The sequence below is a fragment of the Citrobacter sp. wls829 genome, assembly GCF_005280825.1.
GTDB lineage: Bacteria > Pseudomonadota > Gammaproteobacteria > Enterobacterales > Enterobacteriaceae > Citrobacter > Citrobacter gillenii.
This window is the reverse complement of record NZ_SZWP01000072.1, coordinates 92,139-112,207: the sequence shown is the minus strand read 5'-3', so window position 1 is coordinate 112,207 and position 20,069 is coordinate 92,139. Positions and strand designations below refer to the sequence as shown.

The 20,069-nt window shown below is 53.8% G+C and carries 22 protein-coding genes and 1 riboswitch; of the genes, 15 read left to right on the top strand and 7 right to left on the bottom strand.

The features are described from left to right. Nucleotides 1–9: 9 nt before the first annotated feature. From FDW88_RS16320 to pduA, 7 genes are read right to left on the bottom strand one after another with little or no spacing between them, the layout of a single operon-like run. A complete protein-coding gene (locus FDW88_RS16320; RefSeq protein WP_137362949.1) occupies nucleotides 10–360 on the bottom strand; it encodes a glycerol dehydratase reactivase beta/small subunit family protein in 351 nt (116 codons plus the stop codon). Continuing rightward, nucleotides 350–2,182 carry a diol dehydratase reactivase subunit alpha gene (locus FDW88_RS16315; protein ID WP_137362948.1) on the bottom strand — a complete coding sequence of 611 codons (1,833 nt, stop codon included), beginning with the start codon at nucleotides 2,180–2,182 and terminating at the stop codon, nucleotides 350–352. The genes FDW88_RS16320 and FDW88_RS16315 overlap by 11 nt, the downstream gene beginning before the upstream one ends. Before the next feature lie 15 nt (nucleotides 2,183–2,197). Further along, complete coding sequence (pduE, locus tag FDW88_RS16310; RefSeq protein ID WP_115258155.1) at nucleotides 2,198–2,716, bottom strand: propanediol dehydratase small subunit PduE; 519 nt, start codon at nucleotides 2,714–2,716, stop codon at nucleotides 2,198–2,200. Nucleotides 2,717–2,730: 14 nt separating this feature from the next. After that, entirely contained in the window at nucleotides 2,731–3,405 is a 675-nt protein-coding gene (pduD, locus tag FDW88_RS16305) for a propanediol dehydratase medium subunit PduD (RefSeq protein ID WP_096756649.1), read from the bottom strand. 10 nt (nucleotides 3,406–3,415) lie between these two features. After that, nucleotides 3,416–5,080, bottom strand: a complete 1,665-nt coding sequence (gene pduC, locus FDW88_RS16300) for a propanediol dehydratase large subunit PduC (RefSeq protein ID WP_096756650.1) — start codon at nucleotides 5,078–5,080, stop codon at nucleotides 3,416–3,418. 18 nt (nucleotides 5,081–5,098) lie between these two features. Then, nucleotides 5,099–5,911, bottom strand: coding sequence for a propanediol utilization microcompartment protein PduB (gene pduB / locus FDW88_RS16295; protein WP_096756651.1), 813 nt, complete (start codon nucleotides 5,909–5,911; stop codon nucleotides 5,099–5,101). Beyond that, complete coding sequence (gene pduA, locus FDW88_RS16290; protein ID WP_003030255.1) at nucleotides 5,911–6,192, bottom strand: propanediol utilization microcompartment protein PduA; 282 nt, start codon at nucleotides 6,190–6,192, stop codon at nucleotides 5,911–5,913. The genes pduB and pduA overlap by 1 nt, the downstream gene beginning before the upstream one ends. Before the next feature lie 525 nt (nucleotides 6,193–6,717). Here pduA and pduF point away from each other — a divergent pair. The 15 genes from pduF (at nucleotide 6,718) to cbiM (ending at nucleotide 20,068) form a co-directional block, all read left to right on the top strand. Then, nucleotides 6,718–7,527: a propanediol diffusion facilitator PduF gene (pduF, locus tag FDW88_RS16285; protein ID WP_096756652.1), complete on the top strand. Its 810-nt coding sequence runs from the start codon at nucleotides 6,718–6,720 to the stop codon at nucleotides 7,525–7,527. 204 nt (nucleotides 7,528–7,731) lie between these two features. After that, nucleotides 7,732–8,643, top strand: coding sequence for a regulatory protein PocR (gene pocR, locus FDW88_RS16280; RefSeq protein ID WP_115258156.1), 912 nt, complete (start codon nucleotides 7,732–7,734; stop codon nucleotides 8,641–8,643). Between the two features lie 331 nt (nucleotides 8,644–8,974). After that, nucleotides 8,975–9,150: riboswitch (cobalamin riboswitch) on the top strand. Nucleotides 9,151–9,237: 87 nt separating this feature from the next. After that, nucleotides 9,238–10,617, top strand: a complete 1,380-nt coding sequence (locus FDW88_RS16275; RefSeq protein ID WP_137362947.1) for a cobyrinate a,c-diamide synthase — start codon at nucleotides 9,238–9,240, stop codon at nucleotides 10,615–10,617. After that, a complete protein-coding gene (gene cbiB / locus FDW88_RS16270; protein ID WP_137362946.1) occupies nucleotides 10,614–11,573 on the top strand; it encodes an adenosylcobinamide-phosphate synthase CbiB in 960 nt (319 codons plus the stop codon). Before FDW88_RS16275 ends, cbiB begins: the two co-directional genes overlap by 4 nt. 10 nt (nucleotides 11,574–11,583) lie before the next feature. Next, complete coding sequence (locus tag FDW88_RS16265; RefSeq protein WP_096756656.1) at nucleotides 11,584–12,216, top strand: cobalt-precorrin-8 methylmutase; 633 nt, start codon at nucleotides 11,584–11,586, stop codon at nucleotides 12,214–12,216. Next, nucleotides 12,213–13,361 carry a cobalt-precorrin-5B (C(1))-methyltransferase CbiD gene (gene cbiD, locus FDW88_RS16260; protein WP_115258159.1) on the top strand — a complete coding sequence of 383 codons (1,149 nt, stop codon included), beginning with the start codon at nucleotides 12,213–12,215 and terminating at the stop codon, nucleotides 13,359–13,361. The genes FDW88_RS16265 and cbiD overlap by 4 nt, the downstream gene beginning before the upstream one ends. Further along, complete coding sequence (locus FDW88_RS16255; RefSeq protein ID WP_137362945.1) at nucleotides 13,346–13,951, top strand: cobalt-precorrin-7 (C(5))-methyltransferase; 606 nt, start codon at nucleotides 13,346–13,348, stop codon at nucleotides 13,949–13,951. The genes cbiD and FDW88_RS16255 overlap by 16 nt, the downstream gene beginning before the upstream one ends. After that, a complete protein-coding gene (locus tag FDW88_RS16250) occupies nucleotides 13,941–14,510 on the top strand; it encodes a decarboxylating cobalt-precorrin-6B (C(15))-methyltransferase (RefSeq protein ID WP_137362944.1) in 570 nt (189 codons plus the stop codon). Before FDW88_RS16255 ends, FDW88_RS16250 begins: the two co-directional genes overlap by 11 nt. Then, the gene (locus tag FDW88_RS16245; RefSeq protein ID WP_096756660.1) at nucleotides 14,503–15,276 is read left to right on the top strand and encodes a cobalt-precorrin-4 methyltransferase; all 774 of its coding nucleotides are present in this window, start codon (nucleotides 14,503–14,505) and stop codon (nucleotides 15,274–15,276) included. Before FDW88_RS16250 ends, FDW88_RS16245 begins: the two co-directional genes overlap by 8 nt. Further along, nucleotides 15,257–16,312, top strand: coding sequence for a cobalt-precorrin 5A hydrolase (cbiG, locus tag FDW88_RS16240; protein ID WP_115258162.1), 1,056 nt, complete (start codon nucleotides 15,257–15,259; stop codon nucleotides 16,310–16,312). The genes FDW88_RS16245 and cbiG overlap by 20 nt, the downstream gene beginning before the upstream one ends. Next, on the top strand, nucleotides 16,312–17,037 hold the full coding sequence (locus tag FDW88_RS16235; protein ID WP_096756662.1) for a precorrin-3B C(17)-methyltransferase: 726 nt from the start codon (nucleotides 16,312–16,314) through the stop codon (nucleotides 17,035–17,037). The genes cbiG and FDW88_RS16235 overlap by 1 nt, the downstream gene beginning before the upstream one ends. Next, entirely contained in the window at nucleotides 17,034–17,819 is a 786-nt protein-coding gene (locus tag FDW88_RS16230; protein ID WP_115258163.1) for a cobalt-precorrin-6A reductase, read from the top strand. Before FDW88_RS16235 ends, FDW88_RS16230 begins: the two co-directional genes overlap by 4 nt. Before the next feature lie 10 nt (nucleotides 17,820–17,829). Continuing rightward, on the top strand, nucleotides 17,830–18,624 hold the full coding sequence (locus tag FDW88_RS16225; RefSeq protein ID WP_115258164.1) for a sirohydrochlorin cobaltochelatase: 795 nt from the start codon (nucleotides 17,830–17,832) through the stop codon (nucleotides 18,622–18,624). Then, nucleotides 18,621–19,334, top strand: a complete 714-nt coding sequence (locus FDW88_RS16220) for a cobalt-factor II C(20)-methyltransferase (RefSeq protein ID WP_137362943.1) — start codon at nucleotides 18,621–18,623, stop codon at nucleotides 19,332–19,334. The genes FDW88_RS16225 and FDW88_RS16220 overlap by 4 nt, the downstream gene beginning before the upstream one ends. Beyond that, nucleotides 19,331–20,068, top strand: a complete 738-nt coding sequence (gene cbiM, locus FDW88_RS16215) for a cobalt ECF transporter S component CbiM (RefSeq protein ID WP_096756666.1) — start codon at nucleotides 19,331–19,333, stop codon at nucleotides 20,066–20,068. Before FDW88_RS16220 ends, cbiM begins: the two co-directional genes overlap by 4 nt. Nucleotide 20,069: the final 1 nt, after the last annotated feature.

The following is a 20,069-nucleotide window of genomic DNA, read 5'->3' as shown; positions in this document are numbered from 1 at the left end:
TCCTGTGGATTATGAGTGGCATTCCCGGAAGGGAATGCCTTTAACCAGCCGCGCAGCGTTATTGCCGATGCGCCGACGAGCGTGGCTATCTTGTTGATACGTCAGCGTAAAAAGTGGCGCTGAGGTCGGTAAATTTTTGTAGTGCACAACCAGTTGTTCCCGGTTACATCCAATGCCGACGAGCAGCGGTGACTGACATGCCGCCAGCCATGCGCTGTGGATGATGTCGGCGGAATGGCTCTCCTGAACCACAAAGGGGATCCCTTCTTCTTCAATACCCAGCAGGACGTCATTCCAGAGTGACATGTCCTCTCCCAGGGTGAAGATCACGATAGCCGGTGCGTTGAGGTTACTTTCCATGAGCAAATGCCTTGTACCAGGAGAGGATAAGCCCAGTTGCGACAGCATTTCGTGGGCCTTCGGTACCGCGAATATTGCCGCGACCCGCAACCAGGCGGTAGTGCGCCAGCGCATCCGTTACCAGCTGTGGAACTTCGAAGTCCAGAGAAGAGCCACCAACCAGAACCACAAACGGGATGTCGCGAATATTTCCTGTGGGGCTAACCTGACGAAGCGCTCTCAGCGCATTGGTGACAAAAACGCGTTCCTTGGCGCTGCGGCGAATGACGCGAACTTTCTCCAGAGCCAGGTCCCCAGGTAATGGCACCAGTTCATCGGGTTTCACCACACAGACCCGGGCGAATACCGTTGGCGGCAGGGGAGAAGGAAAGAACTGAACGCTGCCATCTTCGTGGCGAAGGTGGAACAGGCTTTCTACTTTCGCCAGCGGATATTTTTTGATCTCCTCGGCTAGGTAACGATCTTCCAGTCCCAGTTCACGGGCAATAATCATCGTGACCATATCGCCCGCACCCGCCAGGTGTGTGGCAATAATTTCGCCTTTTGGATTAATGATTGAGGCGTCGGTGGAACCTGCGCCGAGATCCAGAATGGCCAGCGGACGCGTTGTGCCCGGCGTAGTGAGGGCACCCAGGATGGCCGCTTCGGCTTCAGCGCCGCCTACCTGAACGTCGATGTTGAGCTTTTGCGTGATCTCCTGGGCTATCGTCGCCATTTGCAGGCGATCTGATTTCACCATTGAGGCAATACCCACCGCCTGTTCCAGCGAGAACTCTCCGGCGAGTCCCCCCGTCACGCTGACGGGAACGGAGGTATCAACAGCCAATAAATCCTGGATGAAGATTTCATGGCTGGGCTTGTTGGTTAACTCCGCCATGGTCTGGCGTACATGTTCCAGCATGCCGCCAATATTGGTTCCTGCTTCGCCGATAACGTTATCAAGCCGTGGGCATTCGCCTACCGCCTTCATAATGGCTTCCGCGCCTGCGGCAACGTCGACGCGAACAGTACGTCCTTGCGACTGGAGTTCGAGGTTTCCGGCAGGAATGGCTCGCGCTTTTACATCGCCCGACGGTGTTTTCACGACGACCGCTGAGCGGTTACCAATCAGGGCACGTGCCATAGGGACAATATTTTTGGTCTCGTCCGCATTCAGGTTAAAAACAGTCGCAATCCCGTAAGGATTAGAGAGCGTTTCAATCACCTTTCCGGGGATGGCGACCTCAATGGCCGCCAGCATCCCTAACGGGATCCGATCGATATAGCGCACTTCGTCGACGATGGGCAGCGGCGTAGTAAGACGGTTGCTGACCAGCACGCCATCGTCCTGTTGCAAAATAACGCCGGTTAGCTGATATCCGGCGCGAACGGAGGCATTAATCATGGTGGCGACATCGGCAAAATCGAATGCCGATGACACCACCAGGATATAAGGCATATCCGCCGGACGGGTTAACAACTCTTCCGGCGTAATTGTGACGCCAACACCTAACCCGACCCCACCAGGCGTTTTTGGGTTGTGGCCTATCATGGTTGACTCGGTGATGATGGTTTCGGTGATCGTCTCCATCGCCACATCACCAATGACCGGCGTGGCTTCGTTAATACGGATGAGCGAAATATCGCTGACATTGATGCCTGCATTTTTTGCTGCAAGCGTAAGCGCCTCCTGAATACCAAACACATTACGTAACGTGCCCTTAATTCCAGTCGTTTCTGCCAGTGCGCTGGTTGTAATGCTCAGCGTGCCAGCGTCATCCAGAGTCGCGAGAGCGACTTCTGTTGATGAGTTGCCTATGTCAATGCCAGCTATATATCGCATCATTTTTCCCTAAAATTAATCGTCACCTTTGAGTTTCTTACGTTCGACGTACAGCACTGCTGCTTCACGTACGAAGGCTGCGCAAATCTTTGCCTGATAACGATTTTCGAGATCGTCGGCGATGGCCATCAGCTCGTCTTTGGTTGAGCGGTATGGGCGCAGGGCGTTGTAGATCTCAAGGATGCGATCGTCAGGCACCGCGGTCAGTTCTGCGGCACGTTCAAAGTTCATCGCCAGCCTGTCACGTCCGGCATCTTTGGCGATATCCGCCTGAATGCGCAGCGTTTCTGGTGTGATACGCATATCCTGTGCGGTGACCTTATTGCTCAGCACATTTTCGAGCGTGAAGTCATCCAGCGTTTTATTGGTGGCGGTTTTTACCCACTCAGGGTGTTTATTGGCGAGCGGGTAATCCGTCACTTTCGCGGTATGCGCTGATGAACCAGTCGCGGCTGGAGTGACGGTCTCTCCCTGCAGACTGTTCATTCGGCTCAACACATCCCGAACCATCGATTCAATTGCGTCGGTATTCATGGAGTTATCCTTTATCAAAGCGCCACGCGCAGTTCCTGCGGGTTTTTGCCCGTCACGACGTATTTGGTCTCTTTAATGTGCAGAATGGCTGATTTCGCCTGGTACTTCGGACGCGCCATCTGATCATTCAACGTCGGGACCGGTTGTGGAGATTCACGCTTGGCGTAACGCGCGGCGTTCTTACCAATCTGGCGGTAGGTTTCCAGTGTCAGGAGTGGGGCCTGAGGGAACAGCTCCAGGTTAGAAAGCGGCGGTAACCCCTGCTGGTGGATAACCGTGGTGCCTTTGGACTGGATGCCGATTGAAATACCGGAACCACTCAGACGGTTACCTTCCACGGCGACAAACGCCACATCGGAGGATTTAAAGCAGCGGATGACGCGTGCTTTAATGCCTTCTTCTTCAATACCCGCGATCACTTCGCGCAAAATATTCTTGTGCGGAATACCGACGATATTGACGGTCTGCGAGAGCCCAAACGCCGGACCAACGGCAATAATCACTTCATCCTGCTGCTGACCCTGTTTGGCTTCGCCAATTTCGGTCAGAAAACTGTCACCTGGCGCGGTTGCCATCTGCGGTGCGGTTGCCGCGGCAGACGAGCGGAAAGAAACAGGCTTATCGCTGGTCTGCATTTCAGACAGCACATCTTCAATTATCTGGCGCAGCAGCTTTTCATTGATTTCCATAGTTCACCCCTTAGCCAAGCTCGTTGGGATCAAGTGCGCCGGGGATGTTTTTAATTTCTTCCCAGCGTTCGCCTTGCAGGCGATAACCTGTTGCCGGACCGGCATAATCGTTGACGTCATTCACCGCGGAAAGCACCTGTCCGTCGCCGACGATAATGGCGGAGGTATGCAGATAGTCTCCGGTTAACTTGGCTTTCTGGATGTTGAGCATATCCTGAGCAACATCGGTAAATCCGCCCTGGGCCAGGGCTTTCACCACTTCCAGTCCGTTGCGGTTTTTGCTGATGATCTCTTGCGCAAACTTAATGTCTTCAACGATGTTACGTTCTGGCATATCTTTCGAGCCGTGGGCGTAAGTCGCGGCTTCAACTTCTTCATCGGTGATGGGTGGCAATCCCATTCCAGCAAACACTGCCTGCAGTGCGCGGGCCGCTTTGTTACGAATGGCGATGACGTCTTCTTCACGCACCGGACGCAAACCCCCGTCGACTTTCAGGTCACGCTGGAGAACGTTGTAGTCGTCAAAGTCTTCGGCATCTTCGTTAGAGCCTGCAAACATGTTGTCGTAGTTCGGCACGGCGGAATAGCCGGAAGAGATGAAGTCAGTTCCTGGCAGGAATTGCATCAGCAAACGCGCGGTACGGCGCATATCCGAGTGGGTAAAGGTTTGGTCGTTACTGGAGGCGCATTCGAGATCCAGTGACGAGCAGATCAGGTTTTCTGCCAGCACTGCGCGGATACCTGACGGTACGGCGGAAGGGACGCCGATGCAGCTAACGGACCCGTTCTGTAAACCCTGCACGCCAGCGGCTTTGGTGATGTAAATGCAGCGGGCTTCCAGATACAACATGGATTTGCCTTCTGCATAACCCATCTGCACTTCTGAGCCTGAGCCTGAGGTAAAGCGCATTTTCAGACCGCGTGAGGCATAAGAAGAGGCCAGGAAGCCTTTTGACCATGGGGTATCGTCACCATCGGTAAAGACCGGTTCAGTACCGTACACGGAAATCGTTTCTGCATAGCAGGTGTGGCCTAACATGCCGAGTTTGAGCTCGGTGGCTTCTTCCAGTGAGCACTGGGTTAATACGCCGGGACGCCCAACCTGTGAACCGACCAGCAGAGCAATAGCGTTAAACGGGGCATAGCGTGCCACGGCAACGGTTGTTTCCTGCTCGTCAAATCCACGCCATGCGCCTTCTGCTGCATCGGCCGCAATCTGCACCGGGTTGTCTTTAACGTTGGTGACGTGCGCTTGTTGAGAAGGGGTTCTGCGGGCGCGCATTTTCTGCATCGACATCATCATTTCGACGACGTTCATATGCGAAACCACTTCGACAATTTTTGCCGGTGTCATCGCGGTGGTCAGCGGAACGATGTCTTTGCGTTTCACATTAGGATCGCAGAGCATATTGGCGAGTTTGACCGAGTCCATCGCCATCACTTCTTCAGCGCGCGCCAGATTAATACCGTAGCGGGCAATGAAATGGTCTATCAAATCAAATTCACTGGCGGCTTTACCATCCAGTTCGGTGACCATACCGTTAACGATTTTTATGGACGGTTTTGGGTCGTTCGGGCTTTCCATCGCAATGAAGCCTTCTTCGATCCACTCCTTAACGAAGCCGTCCTGATTCACAGGGCGTTTCGCCAGTGCTTCAAATCTTTTCGATCTCATGAATCAGCCTCACGGGTATCAGATGTAGGACGGACGATCGTTTTTCGGTTCTGAGCCGAGGGTCGCAAGCACGGTTTTACCGATTTCGCGCGCGGAGATGACGGCCTGACGTACGGCGCCAGAGTCACCGGAAATAACCAGAATGGCTTCGTTACTGAAGCTGGTACCATGGGCAGGGGAGCTATAAGCCACCACTTCGACGTTGGCCGATTTCAGTGCGGTATCGGCCATCAGTACACCAACAGATGCCGGTGCGCCGACGATCACACCACAGGCACGACCAATGGGTGCGCCGAAGGCTTTTTCCAGCGCATAGCTGGCACGTGCGGTGTATTGCATTTCGATGTGACCGGCTTCATTGGCGTAGACATCACCAAATGTGCGATCCAGTTCTTTCAGCGCGACTTCAATTCCGCGTTTTACGTCGGAAACATCGTTGCCGCCGAGGATAATCAGTGAACCGTGGCCTGCTCCGCCTTTGGTATCTCGCGGAAGCTCAATGCTCACCACTTCAGTATTGGTGGCTTTTACCGCTTCATCCGCGGCCATGATATGGGGGCCTGCGCCGGTACGGGCGCCTAGAATGCCAATGGAGCGATAGCGTTTTTCAAGCTTCATCGCGTCCAGTAAGGCGCTGTCGACGTTGGCGATCACCAGACCGACGGTGTCGCCAATCGCGGTGCCGACAAATTCCGTTAAACTGCAGCTTTTCTCTGCCATAGCCGTCTCTCGTGTTGGAAGATTATTTTCAGGGATAGCCTTGTGTTCTGGCGTTGCCACTCGAGCAATCACCTGCGCCATGATCTGTTCAACCAGCTCATTGCTGCTCATCAGCTAATTCCCTTCGGTAAGATTTTTTCGACATCGGTATGAGGACGTGGGATCACGTGTACAGCTTTCACTTCACCCACATTACGTGCGGCAGCGGCGCCTGCATCTGTTGCCGCTTTTACCGCGCCAACATCACCGCGAACAATCACGGTGACCAGCCCTGAACCAATTTTTTCGTAGCCGACCAGCATCACATTGGCTGACTTCACCATTGCATCTGCGGCCTCTATGGCTGCAGTTAAGCCTTTGGTTTCTACCATTCCTAACGCTTCTTGTTGCATAAAGACCTCGCCTGGGTTGTTCCGATTTTCATGACTATAAAAAGAAGCGAGGAAAAAGAATGGCTGACTTGAAACGGAGAGTGAAAAAATAGTAAGCGATCGGTGATATAAAATTGCTTGATATTCTTTTATCTGATTGTTTTTAAATGTTTTTTATTATTTTGTGGATGTGAAAATTTGGTTATGTCAATACCAGATTTACATTTTTGCTAGTGACACGATAAATATCATTTGCTATGCGGGGGAAATGAAATTGTGATGTTTGTTTGAAAACAGAAATCTGCTGTTGGCAATATTTTATTATTTTTATAATGCGTTTTTAATAGGGCTAATGCCCGTTTTTGTTAGCTGTTTTAATAATGCTGACAGCAAGAATTTGTTATCACTACACGATTTTAAAAAGGTGGAAGTGCTCAGATTGCCAACAATTTGCCGACGGCACTTTTTATAGTAAGCCTTGAAGTACTCTACTGCCAGCAGGGAGTCCGCTGGTACAGACACGAACTCTGCTTAGAAGGTGTCACAATGAACGATTCACTAAAAGCGCAATGCATTGCCGAGTTTTTAGGTACCGGGCTGTTCCTGTTTTTTGGCATTGGATGCCTGAGTGCCCTTAAGGTGGCCGGTGCGAGTTTAGGGTTATGGGAAATATGCATCATTTGGGGTCTTGGGATTTCACTGGCGGTCTACCTGACTGCCGGAATATCCGGGGCACACCTCAACCCTGCGATTACCATCGCTCTGTGGCTGTTTGCCTGTTTCCCTGGGCGTAAAGTTTTACCCTATACGGTCGCGCAAGTCGCGGGTGCCTTTGGCGGCGCGTTGCTGGCCTATTTGCTGTACGGCAGTTTATTCATTGAATATGAGACGGCGCACCATATGGTTCGTGGCAGTCTTGAAAGCCTGCAACTGGCCAGTATTTTTAGTACTTATCCGGCCTCTGCGCTTAGCGTATGGCAAGCGGCGCTGGTGGAAGTGGTCATCACGTCCATTCTGATGGGTATGATTATGGCGCTGACGGACGATGGCAATGGGGTGCCTAAAGGTCCTCTCGCGCCATTGCTGATTGGTATTCTGGTTGCCGTCATCGGTGCATCAACAGGTCCGCTCACAGGATTTGCCATGAATCCGGCGCGTGATTTTGGTCCTAAGTTGTTTGCCTGGTTTGCCGGATGGGGAGATGTTGCGATGACGGGGGGACGCGATATCCCATACTTTATCGTCCCGATTGTGGCACCGATCATCGGCGCGTGCGCCGGGGCAGCAATTTATCGTTACTTTATTGGCAAAAATTTACCGTGTAATACTTGTAAGCTGGAGGAAAATGAGAACTAGCTTCATGGAAATTGTTTATTTCTGAAATGCAAAAACTGATTTCGTGATCCGGTTTCCTGAACAGCTTAAAAAGTCTCCCCACAATGGGAGACTTTTGTTATGGTCCATTAACACCTTTTATCATTGCGTCTAATAGCGAGATGAAAAGTGAATGTAAATAATGTGTTTTTATTTATAACAATAAATTAACTGAGAGGTTTTATCATGATTTCTGCGAGCGCCCTGAACTCAGAACTCATTAATAAAATCGCACAGGATTTTGCACAGGCCACCAGTCTGGCCGTTGTGGTTGTCAATATTCACGGTGATGAAATTTCTGAACTCTTTAATTTTACCCCTTTCTGCCAGTTGATGCGCCAGCATCCGCAGCACAGCACGCGATGCCGTATGAGCGATCGTTGTGGGGGCCTTGAAGCATCAAAATCAGACCAGCCGTGTATTTATCGCTGTCATGCTGGCCTTACCGATTTTTCTATCCCTTTGGTGATTGCAGGCCACTTGGTTGGTTTTGTTTTATGCGGTCAGGTGCGCTTAAGCAATGACGTAGGCCTGGTTGATATTTTGAATGTCGATGATCGCTGGCAAGCCGATCCCGAACTGCTCAATGAATTTCGTAATGTTCCGGAAATGGACTATTCTCGCGTCATCGCCTCTGCAGATTTGCTGAAGTTGATTGTTGAAAATTGCCTTAAAAAACAATTGAATTTCGTTGTCATTAAAGACAGTCCACAGCAGTCAGAGTCGGTGCGTTCAACCCGTAGCCCGACTCCGCATGACAGCAAAATGAAAAAAGCGTTGCGCTATATCGACGCACATTTGTCGGATGAGCTTCGTCTCGAGGAGGTGGCTTCGCATGTTTATCTCAGCCCGTACTATTTCAGCAAGCTGTTCAAAAAATATCAGGGGATCGGTTTTAATGCCTGGGTAAACCAACAGCGAATGGCAAGTGCTAAAGAGTTGCTTTGTCATAGTGACTGGAGTATTGCCAGTATTGCGCGAAATTTAGGCTTTTCGCAAACCAGTTATTTTTGCAAAGTTTTCCGCCAGACATACCAGGTGACGCCGCAGGCTTTTCGCCAGCAAATTAGTGTTGTTTCGTCCGAAGAGTCAGCATAAATAGCAATATTTTGCTATTGCCGATTTTTGATATCGTATTGTATGTCCGTCATTATAAAATGAAAAATAAGGATAGAAGACAATAAATTGTCATAGCGCAACAAAGTAATAGTGTCTGAAGGATAAACTGCACCAGTTTTTATTTTTGTGATGAGATACAGTGTCTGTATGAATGACTTTCTTTATTATTAATTGAAGCTTTCATACGGAATGCAAACTTAAGAATAAGCTGAATGACGCCATAACATTGGTTGAATGAGCGTAAAAGATATTTAAATGAATTTTTGTCATGAGGTGTGTTAATTCATCTCATGCCTGGAGCTTAATAGAATTTGCTCCTGAGCTGACAGGTTTACCACGTTTGTGGTAGGGAAGGGGGTGAGAATCCCCCGCAGCCCCCGCTGCTGTGATGCTGACGACCCCGTATAGACCACTGATCGCGAGATTGGGAAGGACGGGTGAGAATGACGCTAAGCCAGAAGACCTGCCTGTCAGTGACTACCAACAACTTCGGTGGGAAGTGGGTTGCTCAGATGCATACAGTCGAAAGACTGGGTATCTCTACACCCCTACCACCCTGAACAGGATCAGGGTATGGCGGCCAATTTTCGCGCGTTTGTTCTTGCAGGTACCGGAAGCGGCTGTGGTAAAACCACGGTAACGCTGGGCTTGTTGAGTCTGCTGAAAAAACGCGGTTTGCGCGTCCAGCCTTGCAAAGTCGGTCCTGATTATCTGGATACCGGCTGGCATACCGCCGTATCCGGCACAGCCTCCCGCAATCTTGATAGCTTCATGCTCCCCACTTCCACGCTGAACGCCTTATTTTGCGAACATATGCAGCATGCGGATATCGCCGTCATCGAGGGCGTTATGGGGTTGTATGACGGTTATGGTACGGACCCCAATTACTGCAGTTCCGCCGCGATGGCGAAGCAGCTGGGCTGTCCGGTCATTTTGCTGGTGGACGGTAAAGCCGTCTCAACGTCAATTGCCGCCACGGTGATGGGATTCCAGCATTTTGATCCAACGCTGAACATTGCTGGCGTGATTGTTAACCGGGTAAACAGCGAAACGCATTACCAGCTACTTAAAGTCGCCATCGAACGCTACTGTTCGATACCGGTATTGGGCTATGTTCCCCGCGTGGATGGCGTGGCGCTCCCTGAGCGTCATCTGGGACTGGTGACCGCGCGGGAATCAATCGTCAATCAGTTGCCGTGGCAGGAATTTGCTACAACGCTTGAGCAAACGTTAGATATCGACGCGCTGCTGGCCTTAAGCCAGTTAGACACCCCACCGGTGGGCGAATGGCCCGCGCTTCCTGCCTCCGATGCCGGAGCTGGACTGACGCTTGCCATTGCTGATGACGAAGCATTCAACTTCTACTATCCGGATAACATTACGCTACTGGCGCGCACGGGCCTCAATATTGTCCGTTTCAGCCCGCTACACGACAGCCGTCTCCCTGATTGCCAGATGATCTGGCTAGGGGGCGGATACCCTGAGCTGCACGCAGCCGGGCTTGCCCGAAATTCCACCATGCTGGCGCAACTGCGTGCGGCTCATCAGCGCGGTGTGGCGATTTACGCGGAGTGCGGTGGTCTGATGTACCTGGGGAGTTCGCTGGAAGACAGCAACGGCGATATCTGGCCGATGGCGGATATTATTCCCGGTCACAGCAAAATGGGCAAACGTCTGACCCGATTTGGCTATTGTGAAGCGCAGGCCGAACAACAAACCTTACTCGCTGCGCCCGGTGACGTGCTGCGCGGACATGAATTTCACTATTCCGATTTTACCCCTCAAACCCAGGCCGTGATGAGCTGTCGCAAAGTTCGCGATGGCGAAACATTACAGGCGTGGTCTGGCGGTTGGCAGGTTGGCAATGCGTTTGCCAGCTACCTGCACGTTCATTTTGCTCAGCGTCCTGAGATGCTTAATCACTGGCTGGACGCCGCGAGGAGCGTGAAATGACACTGCTCGCGTGGTGTGTCGCCTGGCTGCTTGATTTTATCATTGGCGATCCGCAGAGCTGGCCGCATCCGGTACGTTGGATTGGCAATCTCATTACCACTGTGCAGCGCCTGGTGCGCCGCTACTGCCATAGCGATGGCATGCTGCGTATCGGTGGCGCAGTGCTGTGGGTGGTTGTGGTCGGCGTGACCTGGGGCGTTTCATGGGGCGTACTGACGCTGGCGCAATCGCTTCATCCGTGGCTAGGGTGGGGCGTCGAGGTGTGGATGATCTTTACCGTGTTGGCTGGCCGCTGCCTGGCGAATGCCGCACGAGATGTCGAACGTCCACTGCGTGCCAATAATCTCACAGAAAGTCGGGAAAAACTCTCCTGGATTGTGGGGCGTGACACCTCACAATTACAGCCGAAACAGATCAATCGCGCGGTGGTGGAAACCATCGCTGAAAACACCGTGGACGGCATCATTGCACCGCTGTTCTTCCTGTTTCTCGGCGGTGCCCCGTTGGCGATGGCGTACAAAGCGGTGAACACCCTGGACTCCATGGTTGGCTATAAAAATGAAAAGTACCGCGCTATCGGAATGGTCAGTGCGCGACTGGATGATGTCGCGAATTTGATTCCTGCCCGACTGGGGTGGCTGTTGCTCGGGTGCGCTGCATTTTTATGCCGTAAAGACGGCTTCGGTGCATTACACATTGGTTGGCGCGATCGCTACAACCACAGCAGTCCAAACTGTGCCTGGTCCGAGGGGGCCGTTGCCGGGGCATTAGGCATTCGACTGGGTGGTCCTAACGACTACTTTGGCGAGCGCGTTGAGAAACCGTGGATCGGTGATGCACAACGAGACATTTCAGTAGACGACATTTCCCAAACGATACGATTGATGTGGGTAGCATCGACCCTGGCCCTGGCGCTATTTATTGCGCTGCGGTGGCTGTTGGTCGGTGTGGCCTGAGGACAAAACAATGCAATACATTCAGCAACCCCAGGCGATTGAAGCCAAAAGTTTCGACATCATTGGCGACATTATTCGTGAAACCCGCCCGGACTATCAGTTTGCCAGCCCATTACATGAGGCCATCATCAAGCGGGTGATCCACACCACCGCTGACTTCGACTGGCTGGACATTTTGTGGTTTTCCGATGATGTACTGGCGCAGTTTTGCGCCGCGTTAAACCGATCAAGCGTGATTTATACCGATACTACGATGGCCCTTTCCGGGATCAACAAAACGTTGCTGGCAAAATTCGGCGGAGAATGCCGCTGTTACATCAGCGACCCGCGAGTGGTGCGCGCCGCAAAAGAACAGGGTATCACTCGTTCGATGGCCGCCGTCGACATTGCGGTTCAGGAAGAGGGCGAAAAGCTGTTTGTCTTTGGCAATGCGCCGACGGCGCTGTTCCGCCTGATGGAACATGATGTTGCCGTGAGCGGCGTGGTCGGTGTGCCGGTAGGGTTTGTCGGCGCGGAGGAGTCAAAAGATGCGCTGACGAAAAGTCATCTGCCTGCCATAGCTGCCCTGGGCCGCAAAGGCGGAAGCAACGTCGCAGCCGCTATCGTCAACGCGATGCTCTACCACATGCAGGGGGCGCGATGAGCGACCAACCCTTTGACGCACCGGTATGGCACAACGGTAAAGCGCTGCGCAAAGGGTACACCACCGGATCGTGTGCGACGGCAGCAGCCAAAGTCGCTGCGTTGATGGTATTGCGTCAGCATTTGATCCATCAAGTATCCATAGTCACCCCGTCCGGGGTCACGCTATGCCTGAACGTTGAGTCGCCGCACATTGAAGGGCAGCAGGCGATTGCCGCTATTCGTAAAGACGGCGGCGATGATGTGGACGCCACCCACGGGATGCTGATTTTTGCTCGTGTGACGCTAGACGACAGCGGCGAAATAGCGCTGCAGGGCGGCGAAGGTGTCGGCACGGTCACCCGCAAAGGAATTGGCCTACCGGTAGGCAGTTCGGCAATCAATCGCACGCCGCGTCAGACTATTGAGTCAGCAGTTCGCGAGGCGATCGGCCCAAATCGTGGGGCACAGATTGAAATTTTTGCCCCGGAAGGTGAAGAGCGGGCGCAGAAAACCTACAACTCGCGTCTGGGTATTCTGGGTGGCATTTCCATTATCGGCACCACCGGCATTGTTACGCCCATGTCGGAAGAGAGCTGGAAGCGTTCACTGTCGCTGGAGTTGGAAATCAAACGTGCGGCGGGACTTGAACACGTGGTGCTGGTGCCGGGTAACCATGGCGAACGTTTTGTCCGAGAACAGATGGGGATTGACACGCAGGTGGTGGTCACCATGAGCAACTTTGTCGGCTACATGATTGAAGAGGCCGTCCGCCTTGGGTTCAAACAAATCGTTCTCGTCGGACATCCGGGCAAGCTCATCAAAATTGCAGCGGGTATTTTCCATACCCACAGCCATATTGCCGACGCGCGTATGGAAACTCTGGTCGCCCACCTGGCGCTGCTCGGTGCGCCGCTGGAATTACTGACGTTGGTCAGCGACTGCGATACCACCGAAGCCGCGATGGAGCACATCGATGCCTACGGTTTTCAGCATATTTACGATCATCTGGCTAAACGTATCTGCATGCGTGTCCTGCAGACTTTGCGTTTTACCAAAAATCCGCCGACCTGCGACGCCATCATGTTCTCTTTTGATAACCAGATCCTCGGCAGCAACCGCCCGGTCACAGAGATTGCGCAGGAGATGACATGCTTACCGTTGTAGGGATGGGACCCGCGGGGTTGCATTTGATGACGCCCGCAGCACGCGAGTCTGTCGCTACGGCGGATGTGCTGGTCGGTGGTCAACGGCATTTGCAGCAGTTCCCGGATTTTACCGGCGAGCGGTTTGCCCTTGGCGCCAATATCCCGGAGTTATTAACCTGGATTGGCGAGCATCAGGGGAAGCATGTAGTGGTACTGGCCTCTGGCGATCCGTTGTTCTACGGCATTGGTACCCGGATGGTGGCGCATTTTGGCATTGAACATGTGCGCATTATTCCTGGCATCAGTGCGGTGCAATATCTGTGCGCGCAGTCCGGTATTGATATGAACGACATGTGGCTGACCAGTAGCCACGGCCGTAGCGTCTGTTTCGATGAACTGGCACGACATAACAAGGTGGCGATGGTCACGGATGCCCTGTGCGGTCCGCGCGAAATTGCACATCAGCTTATTGCCCGTGGTAAGGGGCATCGCTGGATGGTGATTGGCGAAAACCTGGCAATGGAAAATGAACGCATCCACTGCCTGCCGCTCAGTGAAATTAATGCCGACTATGACATGAATGCAGTGGTGATCCTCGATGAAAGATGAGCTTTTTCTGCGTGGAGAGAAGGTGCCGATGACCAAAGAAGCGGTCCGTGCACTTGCCCTCTCAAAACTTGAATTACACCGCGCCACGCACCTGATTGATATTGGCGCAGGAACCGGCAGCGTGTCGATAGAAGCAGCGTTGCAATATCCATCGCTACGCGTGACGGCGATTGAGCGTAACCCGGCGGCACTCAGGCTGCTGGACGAGAATCGCCAGCACTTTGCCTGCGCCAACGTCGATATTTATCCCGGTATCGCGCCGATGACCATCGCGGAAAAAGCTGATGCCATCTTTATGGGCGGCAGTGGCGGTCACTTGACCGACCTGATCGACTGGTCGATGCGCCAACTGCATCCCGCCGGACGGCTGGTAATGACCTTCATTCTTCAGGAAAACCTGAATACCGCGCTGGCGCATCTGGAACACCTTGGCGTGCAGGGTGTGGACTGCCTGCAAGTGCAGGTGTCATCACTGACCACGCTTGGCAGTGGCCACTATTTCAAACCGAATAATCCCGTTTTTGTTATCGCCTGTCAGAAGGAAGGAAACCATGTCTGAGATATTTGATCCCCGTAGTGTGTGGTTTGTTGGCGCTGGTCCTGGCGATCGCGAGCTGATTACCCTCAAAGGTTACCGGTTGCTGCAGCAAGCGCAGGTGGTTATCTATGCCGGATCGCTGATTAATACCGAACTGCTGGAATATTGCCCACCTGACGCTGAGTGTCACGACAGCGCCGAACTGCATCTGGAACAGATCCTCGACCTGATGGAAGCCGGTGTAAAAGCGGGTAAAACGGTTGTGCGTCTGCAAACCGGCGACGTCTCGCTGTACGGCTCGGTCCGCGAGCAGGGTGAAGAGCTGACCAAACGCGGGATTGAATGGCAGGTGGTACCTGGCGTCAGCGCGTTCCTCGGGGCAGCGGCAGAACTCGGCGTCGAGTACACGGTACCTGAAGTGTCGCAGAGTCTGATCATTACCCGTCTTGAAGGTCGTACGCCGGTACCGGAGCGCGAACAACTGGAGGCGTTTGCCAGTCACCAGACGTCAATGGCGATTTATCTTTCCGTCCAGCGTATCCATCGGGTGGCTGAGCGTCTGATTGAGGGCGGTTATCCGGCGACAACGCCAGTGGCGGTCATCTATAAAGCCACCTGGCCTGAAAGCCAGACCGTACGTGGCACCCTTGAGGATATTGGCGACAAAGTGCGCGATGCGGGGATCCGCAAAACGGCGCTTATTCTGGTCGGCAACTTCCTGGGCACGGAGTATCACTACTCCAAACTCTATGCGGCGGACTTTAGCCATGAATACCGTAAAGCCTGAGTCTATCGCGTTGTTCTGCCTGACGCCCGGCGGTGTTTTGCTGGCGAAGCGTCTGGCGGCAATGCTACCGGTGACCTGTTTCACCAGTGAAAAATTGCTGGAGGAGGGATTTCTTCCCTTCGAAAACGGGTTTGCCAATGCGGCCCGCGATGCGTTTGCGAACTATTCGGCGCTGATTTTTATCGGCGCGACCGGTATTGCGGTACGCGTGCTGGCCCCGCTGGTTAACGACAAGTTTTGTGACCCGGCGGTGGTCGTGATCGATGAGCGTGCGCAGCATGTCATCAGCCTGCTGTCGGGCCATGCGGGGGGTGCTAACACGTTGGCGCGCTACCTGGCGGGCATGCTGGGTGCGGATCCGGTGATCACCACGGCGACGGATGTGAATGACATGGCGGCCCTTGATACGCTGGCGTTTCAACTGAATGCGCGAATGACCGACTTCCGTTCGGTGGTAAAAATCGTTAATCAGATGCTGGTCAGCAACAAGCGGGTTGGCCTGTGGTGGGACGACGAACTGGCGCAGGACGTCAGTCATTGCGATCGTCGTGGTTTCATCACGGTGACTGACCTGAACCAACTCCCTGAACTCGATGCGCTGATTTGCATCACCTTGCGGACCGATCTCCCCGAGTTGCCCCTTCCGCACTGGAAGTTGGTGCCACAGCGGGTTGTCGCCGGGATTGGCTGTCGTCGCGATACGCCGTTCCCGCTGTTAGCTGAACTGCTTTCCCGCCAACTTGAAGCCCAACGGCTCGATCCGTTGGCACTAAAAGCCATCGGCAGCATCACGCTGAAAAAAGATGAACAGGGGCTTATCCAACTGGCTTCCTGCTGTCGCGTACCTTTCGAAACCTTTACTGCTGACGCGCTGCGTGAGCATGAACACCGTTTTCCTGCCTCATCGTTTGTGCGTAAAACGGTCGGGACGGGGAGCGTCTCCGGTCCTGCAGCCTGGCTGCTGAGCCATGGACAACTGTTAGGCGAGACCCTGCGTGAACAGGGTGTCACTATTACTTTGGGAGTTTCACACTGATGTTAACCGTAATTGGAATTGGTCCTGGCTCGCAGGCAATGATGACCATGGAAGCCGTTGAAGCACTGAAAGCGGCAGAAATTATCGTGGGTTACAAAACCTACACTCACCTGGTAAAAGCCTTCACCGGCGATAAGCAGGTGATCAAAACCGGGATGTGCAAAGAGATAGAACGCTGCCAGGCTGCGATTGAGCTAGCGCAGGCCGGTCATAATGTGGCGCTAATCAGCAGCGGCGATGCCGGAATTTACGGCATGGCCGGGCTGGTGCTTGAGCTGGTCAGCAAGCAGAAGCTGGATGTTGAGGTCAAGCTGATCCCGGGGATGACTGCCAGTATTGCCGCGGCCTCTTTGCTCGGTGCTCCGCTGATGCACGACTTCTGCCATATCAGTTTAAGCGACCTGTTAACACCGTGGCCGGTGATTGAAAAACGCATTGTGGCTGCGGGCGAAGCTGACTTCGTTATTTGTTTCTATAACCCGCGCAGCCGTGGCCGCGAAGGGCATCTGGCACGTGCTTTTGAGCTGCTTTCTGCCAGCAAAAGTGCACAAACGCCGGTGGGTATCGTGAAGTCAGCCGGACGTAAAAAACAGGAAAAATGGCTGACCACGCTCGGCGAAATGGACTTTGAACCGGTGGATATGACCAGCCTGGTGATTGTCGGCAACAAAACGACCTACGTTCAGGATGGCCTGATGATCACCCCACGCGGTTATGTACTGTGAATTACGGTGATGTGCTGGTCATGGGCGGTACCAGCGACGCGCGCATGCTGTGCCAGCAACTGGATGCGGCGAACGTGGCTTATACCCTGTCGGTAGCCACCCCAACGGGGAAACAGCTGGCGGGCGATATTAAAGGTCAGGTGCGCTGCGGACGTCTGGAGCGGGAACACATGGTTGCCTGGCTGCAGGAAAACCGTACGCGCTGGGTGATTGATGCCTCACATCCGTATGCCGAAGTGGTGAGTCGTAACATCATGAGCGCCTGTGAAGCAGCGGGCGTGCTGCTGAGCCGCTATCAGCGCCCTGAGCAGTTGAGTGGCTTAACGCATCCGCATCTGTACACCGTGCAGAGTATTCAGCAAGCCTGCGACGTGGCGCGTCGCTTTGGCGAACGTGTGCTGCTAACCACCGGCAGCAAAGATCTGGCTATCTGGCGCGCGGGGCTGCCGGAAAAAACACTGCTGGCCCGCGTACTGCCGGTGCCTGACGTTATCCAGCAATGCGCCGATTTAGGATTTGGCGTTGGCGAAATATTCGCCCTGTGCGGGCCGTTTAGTGCTGAGTTTAATGCCGCTTTTTACCGTCAGTGTCTGGCTGACGTGGTCATCACCAAAGCATCGGGCGCGGAAGGTGGTTATCAGGAAAAAGTACAACCCTGTCTGGATGCCGGGATCCCCTGCATCGTGATTACACGTCCGGCACCGTTGGTGACGGGAGAAGAATTACTGGATAGTCAGGCCGCATTTGCGGCGCGTTTAGCGCGCTGGCTGGCTGTGGCTTAAGGAGTTAGAGATGAAAAAGGCGCTTCTGGTGGTCAGCTTTGGCACCAGCTATCACGACACCTGTGAGAAAAATATTGTGGCCTGTGAACGCGATCTTGCGGCCAGTTGCCCTGACCGTGACCTGTTTCGGGCATTTACCTCCGGGATGATCATCCGCAAGCTCAAACAGCGCGACGGCATTGACATCGACACGCCGTTGCAGGCCCTGCAAAAGCTGGCGGAGCAGGGGTATCAGGATGTGGCTATTCAGTCGCTGCACATCATTAACGGTGACGAGTACGAAAAAATAGTTCGTGAAGTACAAAGTATGCGCCCGCTGTTTGCCCGCCTGACGCTGGGGGTTCCCCTGCTGAGTAGCCATGATGATTACGCGCAACTGATGCTGGCGCTGCAGCAGCAGATGCCGTCGCTTGGTGAGCGCGAAAAAGTGGTGTTTATGGGGCACGGGGCTAGCCATCACGCCTTTGCCGCTTATGCCTGCCTCGATCACATGATGACCGCGCAGGGTTTCCCGGCGCGAGTTGGTGCGGTAGAGAGCTACCCGGAAGTGGATATTCTTATCGACAGCTTAGGTCGCGAAGGGATAACGGCGGTGCATCTTATGCCATTAATGCTGGTTGCGGGTGACCACGCTATCAACGATATGGCCTCCGACGAAGACGACTCGTGGAAAACATTATTTAACGCGGCAGGCATTCCGGCCACGCCGTGGCTGAGTGGTCTGGGTGAGAACCCGGCGGTACGCGCCATGTTTGTGGCACATTTACAGCAGGCGCTGAGCGTGGCGCTGGAGGAAGCAGCATGAGTGGCAAATTGTATGCATTGAGCACCGGGCCAGGTGCCTCCGATCTGATAACCGTGCGCGCGGCGCGCACGCTCGGTTCGCTGGATATTCTCTATGCGCCCGCCGGACGTAAAGGTGGCGACAGCCTGGCGCTGTCTATCGTTCGGGAATATGTCGGTGAGCAGACTGAAATTCGCTGCTGCCATTTCCCGATGAGCGCCGACAGTACCGAAAAAGAAGCCGTCTGGGATGAGGTCGCCGCTGCACTGGTTGCGGAAGTGGAGGCCGGCAAGCAGGTCGGTTTCATTACCCTCGGCGATGCCATGCTGTTCAGTACCTGGGTCTTTTTACTCCAGCGTATTGGTAATCCTGATTGGTTAGAAATCGTCCCCGGCGTGACCTCATTTGCTGCGATTGCCGCGCGTTCAAAAACGCCGCTCGCCATGGAACAGCAGTCGCTGGCGGTCGTCTCGTGCACTGCGCCGGAGGCAGAAATCCGGCAGGCGTTAAAGCAGCATGACAGCCTGGTGCTGATGAAGGTCTACGGTCGGTTTGCACGCATCAAGGCGTTGCTGCAAGAAGAAGGCATTCTGGACTGCGCGTTAATGATGTCCGAAGCCACGCTACCGGGTGAGCAGTGCTGGCGCCAACTCAGTGAAGTGAGTGACGATCAGCCGCTGCCGTATTTCTCGACCATTCTGGTCAATAAACAGTGGGAGTATGAAAGATGAAGCTAGAACACCAGCTAAAACAGCTGTCTTTCAGCGGGTTGGCTGCGGCGCTATTACTGATGATTGTGCCTGAGCAGGCGTTTGCTATGCACATTATGGAAGGCTTTTTACCGCCGATGTGGGCGCTGGCCTGGTGGCTGCTGTTTTTACCCTGCCTGTGGTATGGGTTGGTGCGCCTGCGCCAAATTGTGCAGGAAGATAACCACCAGAAAGTGTTACTGGCCCTGTGTGGCGCGTTTATTTTCGTGCTGTCAGCGCTGAAAATTCCATCTGTTACCGGGAGTTGTTCGCATCCGACCGGGGTCGGTCTGGCGGTGATTCTGTTCGGGCCAGGCGTGGTGGCCATTCTCGGGGCCATCGTTTTGTTATTCCAGGCATTATTGCTGGCACATGGCGGTTTGACCACGCTGGGTGCTAATGGTATGTCGATGGCGGTTATTGGTCCGGTCGTCGGCTATATGGTGTGGAAAATGGCTTGCCGTGCGGGGTTCCGTCGTGATGTCTGCGTCTTCCTCTGCGCCATGCTGGCCGATCTGGTGACCTATTTTGTGACGTCGGTGCAACTGGGTGTTGCTTTCCCGGACCCGTCCGTAGGTGCTACGGGCTCCATCATCAAGTTCATGGGGATTTTCTGCCTGACGCAGATCCCAATCGCTATCGCAGAAGGCTTGCTCACGGTGATGATTTATGACCAGCTCACCAAACGGCAGCTCATCACCGCACAAGGACATTAAC

Excerpts from the sequence above, each read along its gene's own strand:
- FDW88_RS16320 (WP_137362949.1), bottom strand. The coding sequence starts at position 360 with ATGGAAAGTAACCTCAACGCACCGGCTATCGTGATCTTCACCCTGGGA.
- FDW88_RS16315 (WP_137362948.1), bottom strand. The coding sequence starts at position 2,182 with ATGCGATATATAGCTGGCATTGACATAGGCAACTCATCAACAGAAGTC.
- pduE (WP_115258155.1), bottom strand. The coding sequence starts at position 2,716 with ATGAATACCGACGCAATTGAATCGATGGTTCGGGATGTGTTGAGCCGA.
- pduD (WP_096756649.1), bottom strand. The coding sequence starts at position 3,405 with ATGGAAATCAATGAAAAGCTGCTGCGCCAGATAATTGAAGATGTGCTG.
- pduC (WP_096756650.1), bottom strand. The coding sequence starts at position 5,080 with ATGAGATCGAAAAGATTTGAAGCACTGGCGAAACGCCCTGTGAATCAG.
- pduB (WP_096756651.1), bottom strand. The coding sequence starts at position 5,911 with ATGAGCAGCAATGAGCTGGTTGAACAGATCATGGCGCAGGTGATTGCT.
- pduA (WP_003030255.1), bottom strand. The coding sequence starts at position 6,192 with ATGCAACAAGAAGCGTTAGGAATGGTAGAAACCAAAGGCTTAACTGCA.
- pduF (WP_096756652.1), top strand. The coding sequence starts at position 6,718 with ATGAACGATTCACTAAAAGCGCAATGCATTGCCGAGTTTTTAGGTACC.
- pocR (WP_115258156.1), top strand. The coding sequence starts at position 7,732 with ATGATTTCTGCGAGCGCCCTGAACTCAGAACTCATTAATAAAATCGCA.
- FDW88_RS16275 (WP_137362947.1), top strand. The coding sequence starts at position 9,238 with ATGGCGGCCAATTTTCGCGCGTTTGTTCTTGCAGGTACCGGAAGCGGC.
- cbiB (WP_137362946.1), top strand. The coding sequence starts at position 10,614 with ATGACACTGCTCGCGTGGTGTGTCGCCTGGCTGCTTGATTTTATCATT.
- FDW88_RS16265 (WP_096756656.1), top strand. The coding sequence starts at position 11,584 with ATGCAATACATTCAGCAACCCCAGGCGATTGAAGCCAAAAGTTTCGAC.
- cbiD (WP_115258159.1), top strand. The coding sequence starts at position 12,213 with ATGAGCGACCAACCCTTTGACGCACCGGTATGGCACAACGGTAAAGCG.
- FDW88_RS16255 (WP_137362945.1), top strand. The coding sequence starts at position 13,346 with ATGCTTACCGTTGTAGGGATGGGACCCGCGGGGTTGCATTTGATGACG.
- FDW88_RS16250 (WP_137362944.1), top strand. The coding sequence starts at position 13,941 with ATGAAAGATGAGCTTTTTCTGCGTGGAGAGAAGGTGCCGATGACCAAA.
- FDW88_RS16245 (WP_096756660.1), top strand. The coding sequence starts at position 14,503 with ATGTCTGAGATATTTGATCCCCGTAGTGTGTGGTTTGTTGGCGCTGGT.
- cbiG (WP_115258162.1), top strand. The coding sequence starts at position 15,257 with ATGAATACCGTAAAGCCTGAGTCTATCGCGTTGTTCTGCCTGACGCCC.
- FDW88_RS16235 (WP_096756662.1), top strand. The coding sequence starts at position 16,312 with ATGTTAACCGTAATTGGAATTGGTCCTGGCTCGCAGGCAATGATGACC.
- FDW88_RS16225 (WP_115258164.1), top strand. The coding sequence starts at position 17,830 with ATGAAAAAGGCGCTTCTGGTGGTCAGCTTTGGCACCAGCTATCACGAC.
- FDW88_RS16220 (WP_137362943.1), top strand. The coding sequence starts at position 18,621 with ATGAGTGGCAAATTGTATGCATTGAGCACCGGGCCAGGTGCCTCCGAT.
- cbiM (WP_096756666.1), top strand. The coding sequence starts at position 19,331 with ATGAAGCTAGAACACCAGCTAAAACAGCTGTCTTTCAGCGGGTTGGCT.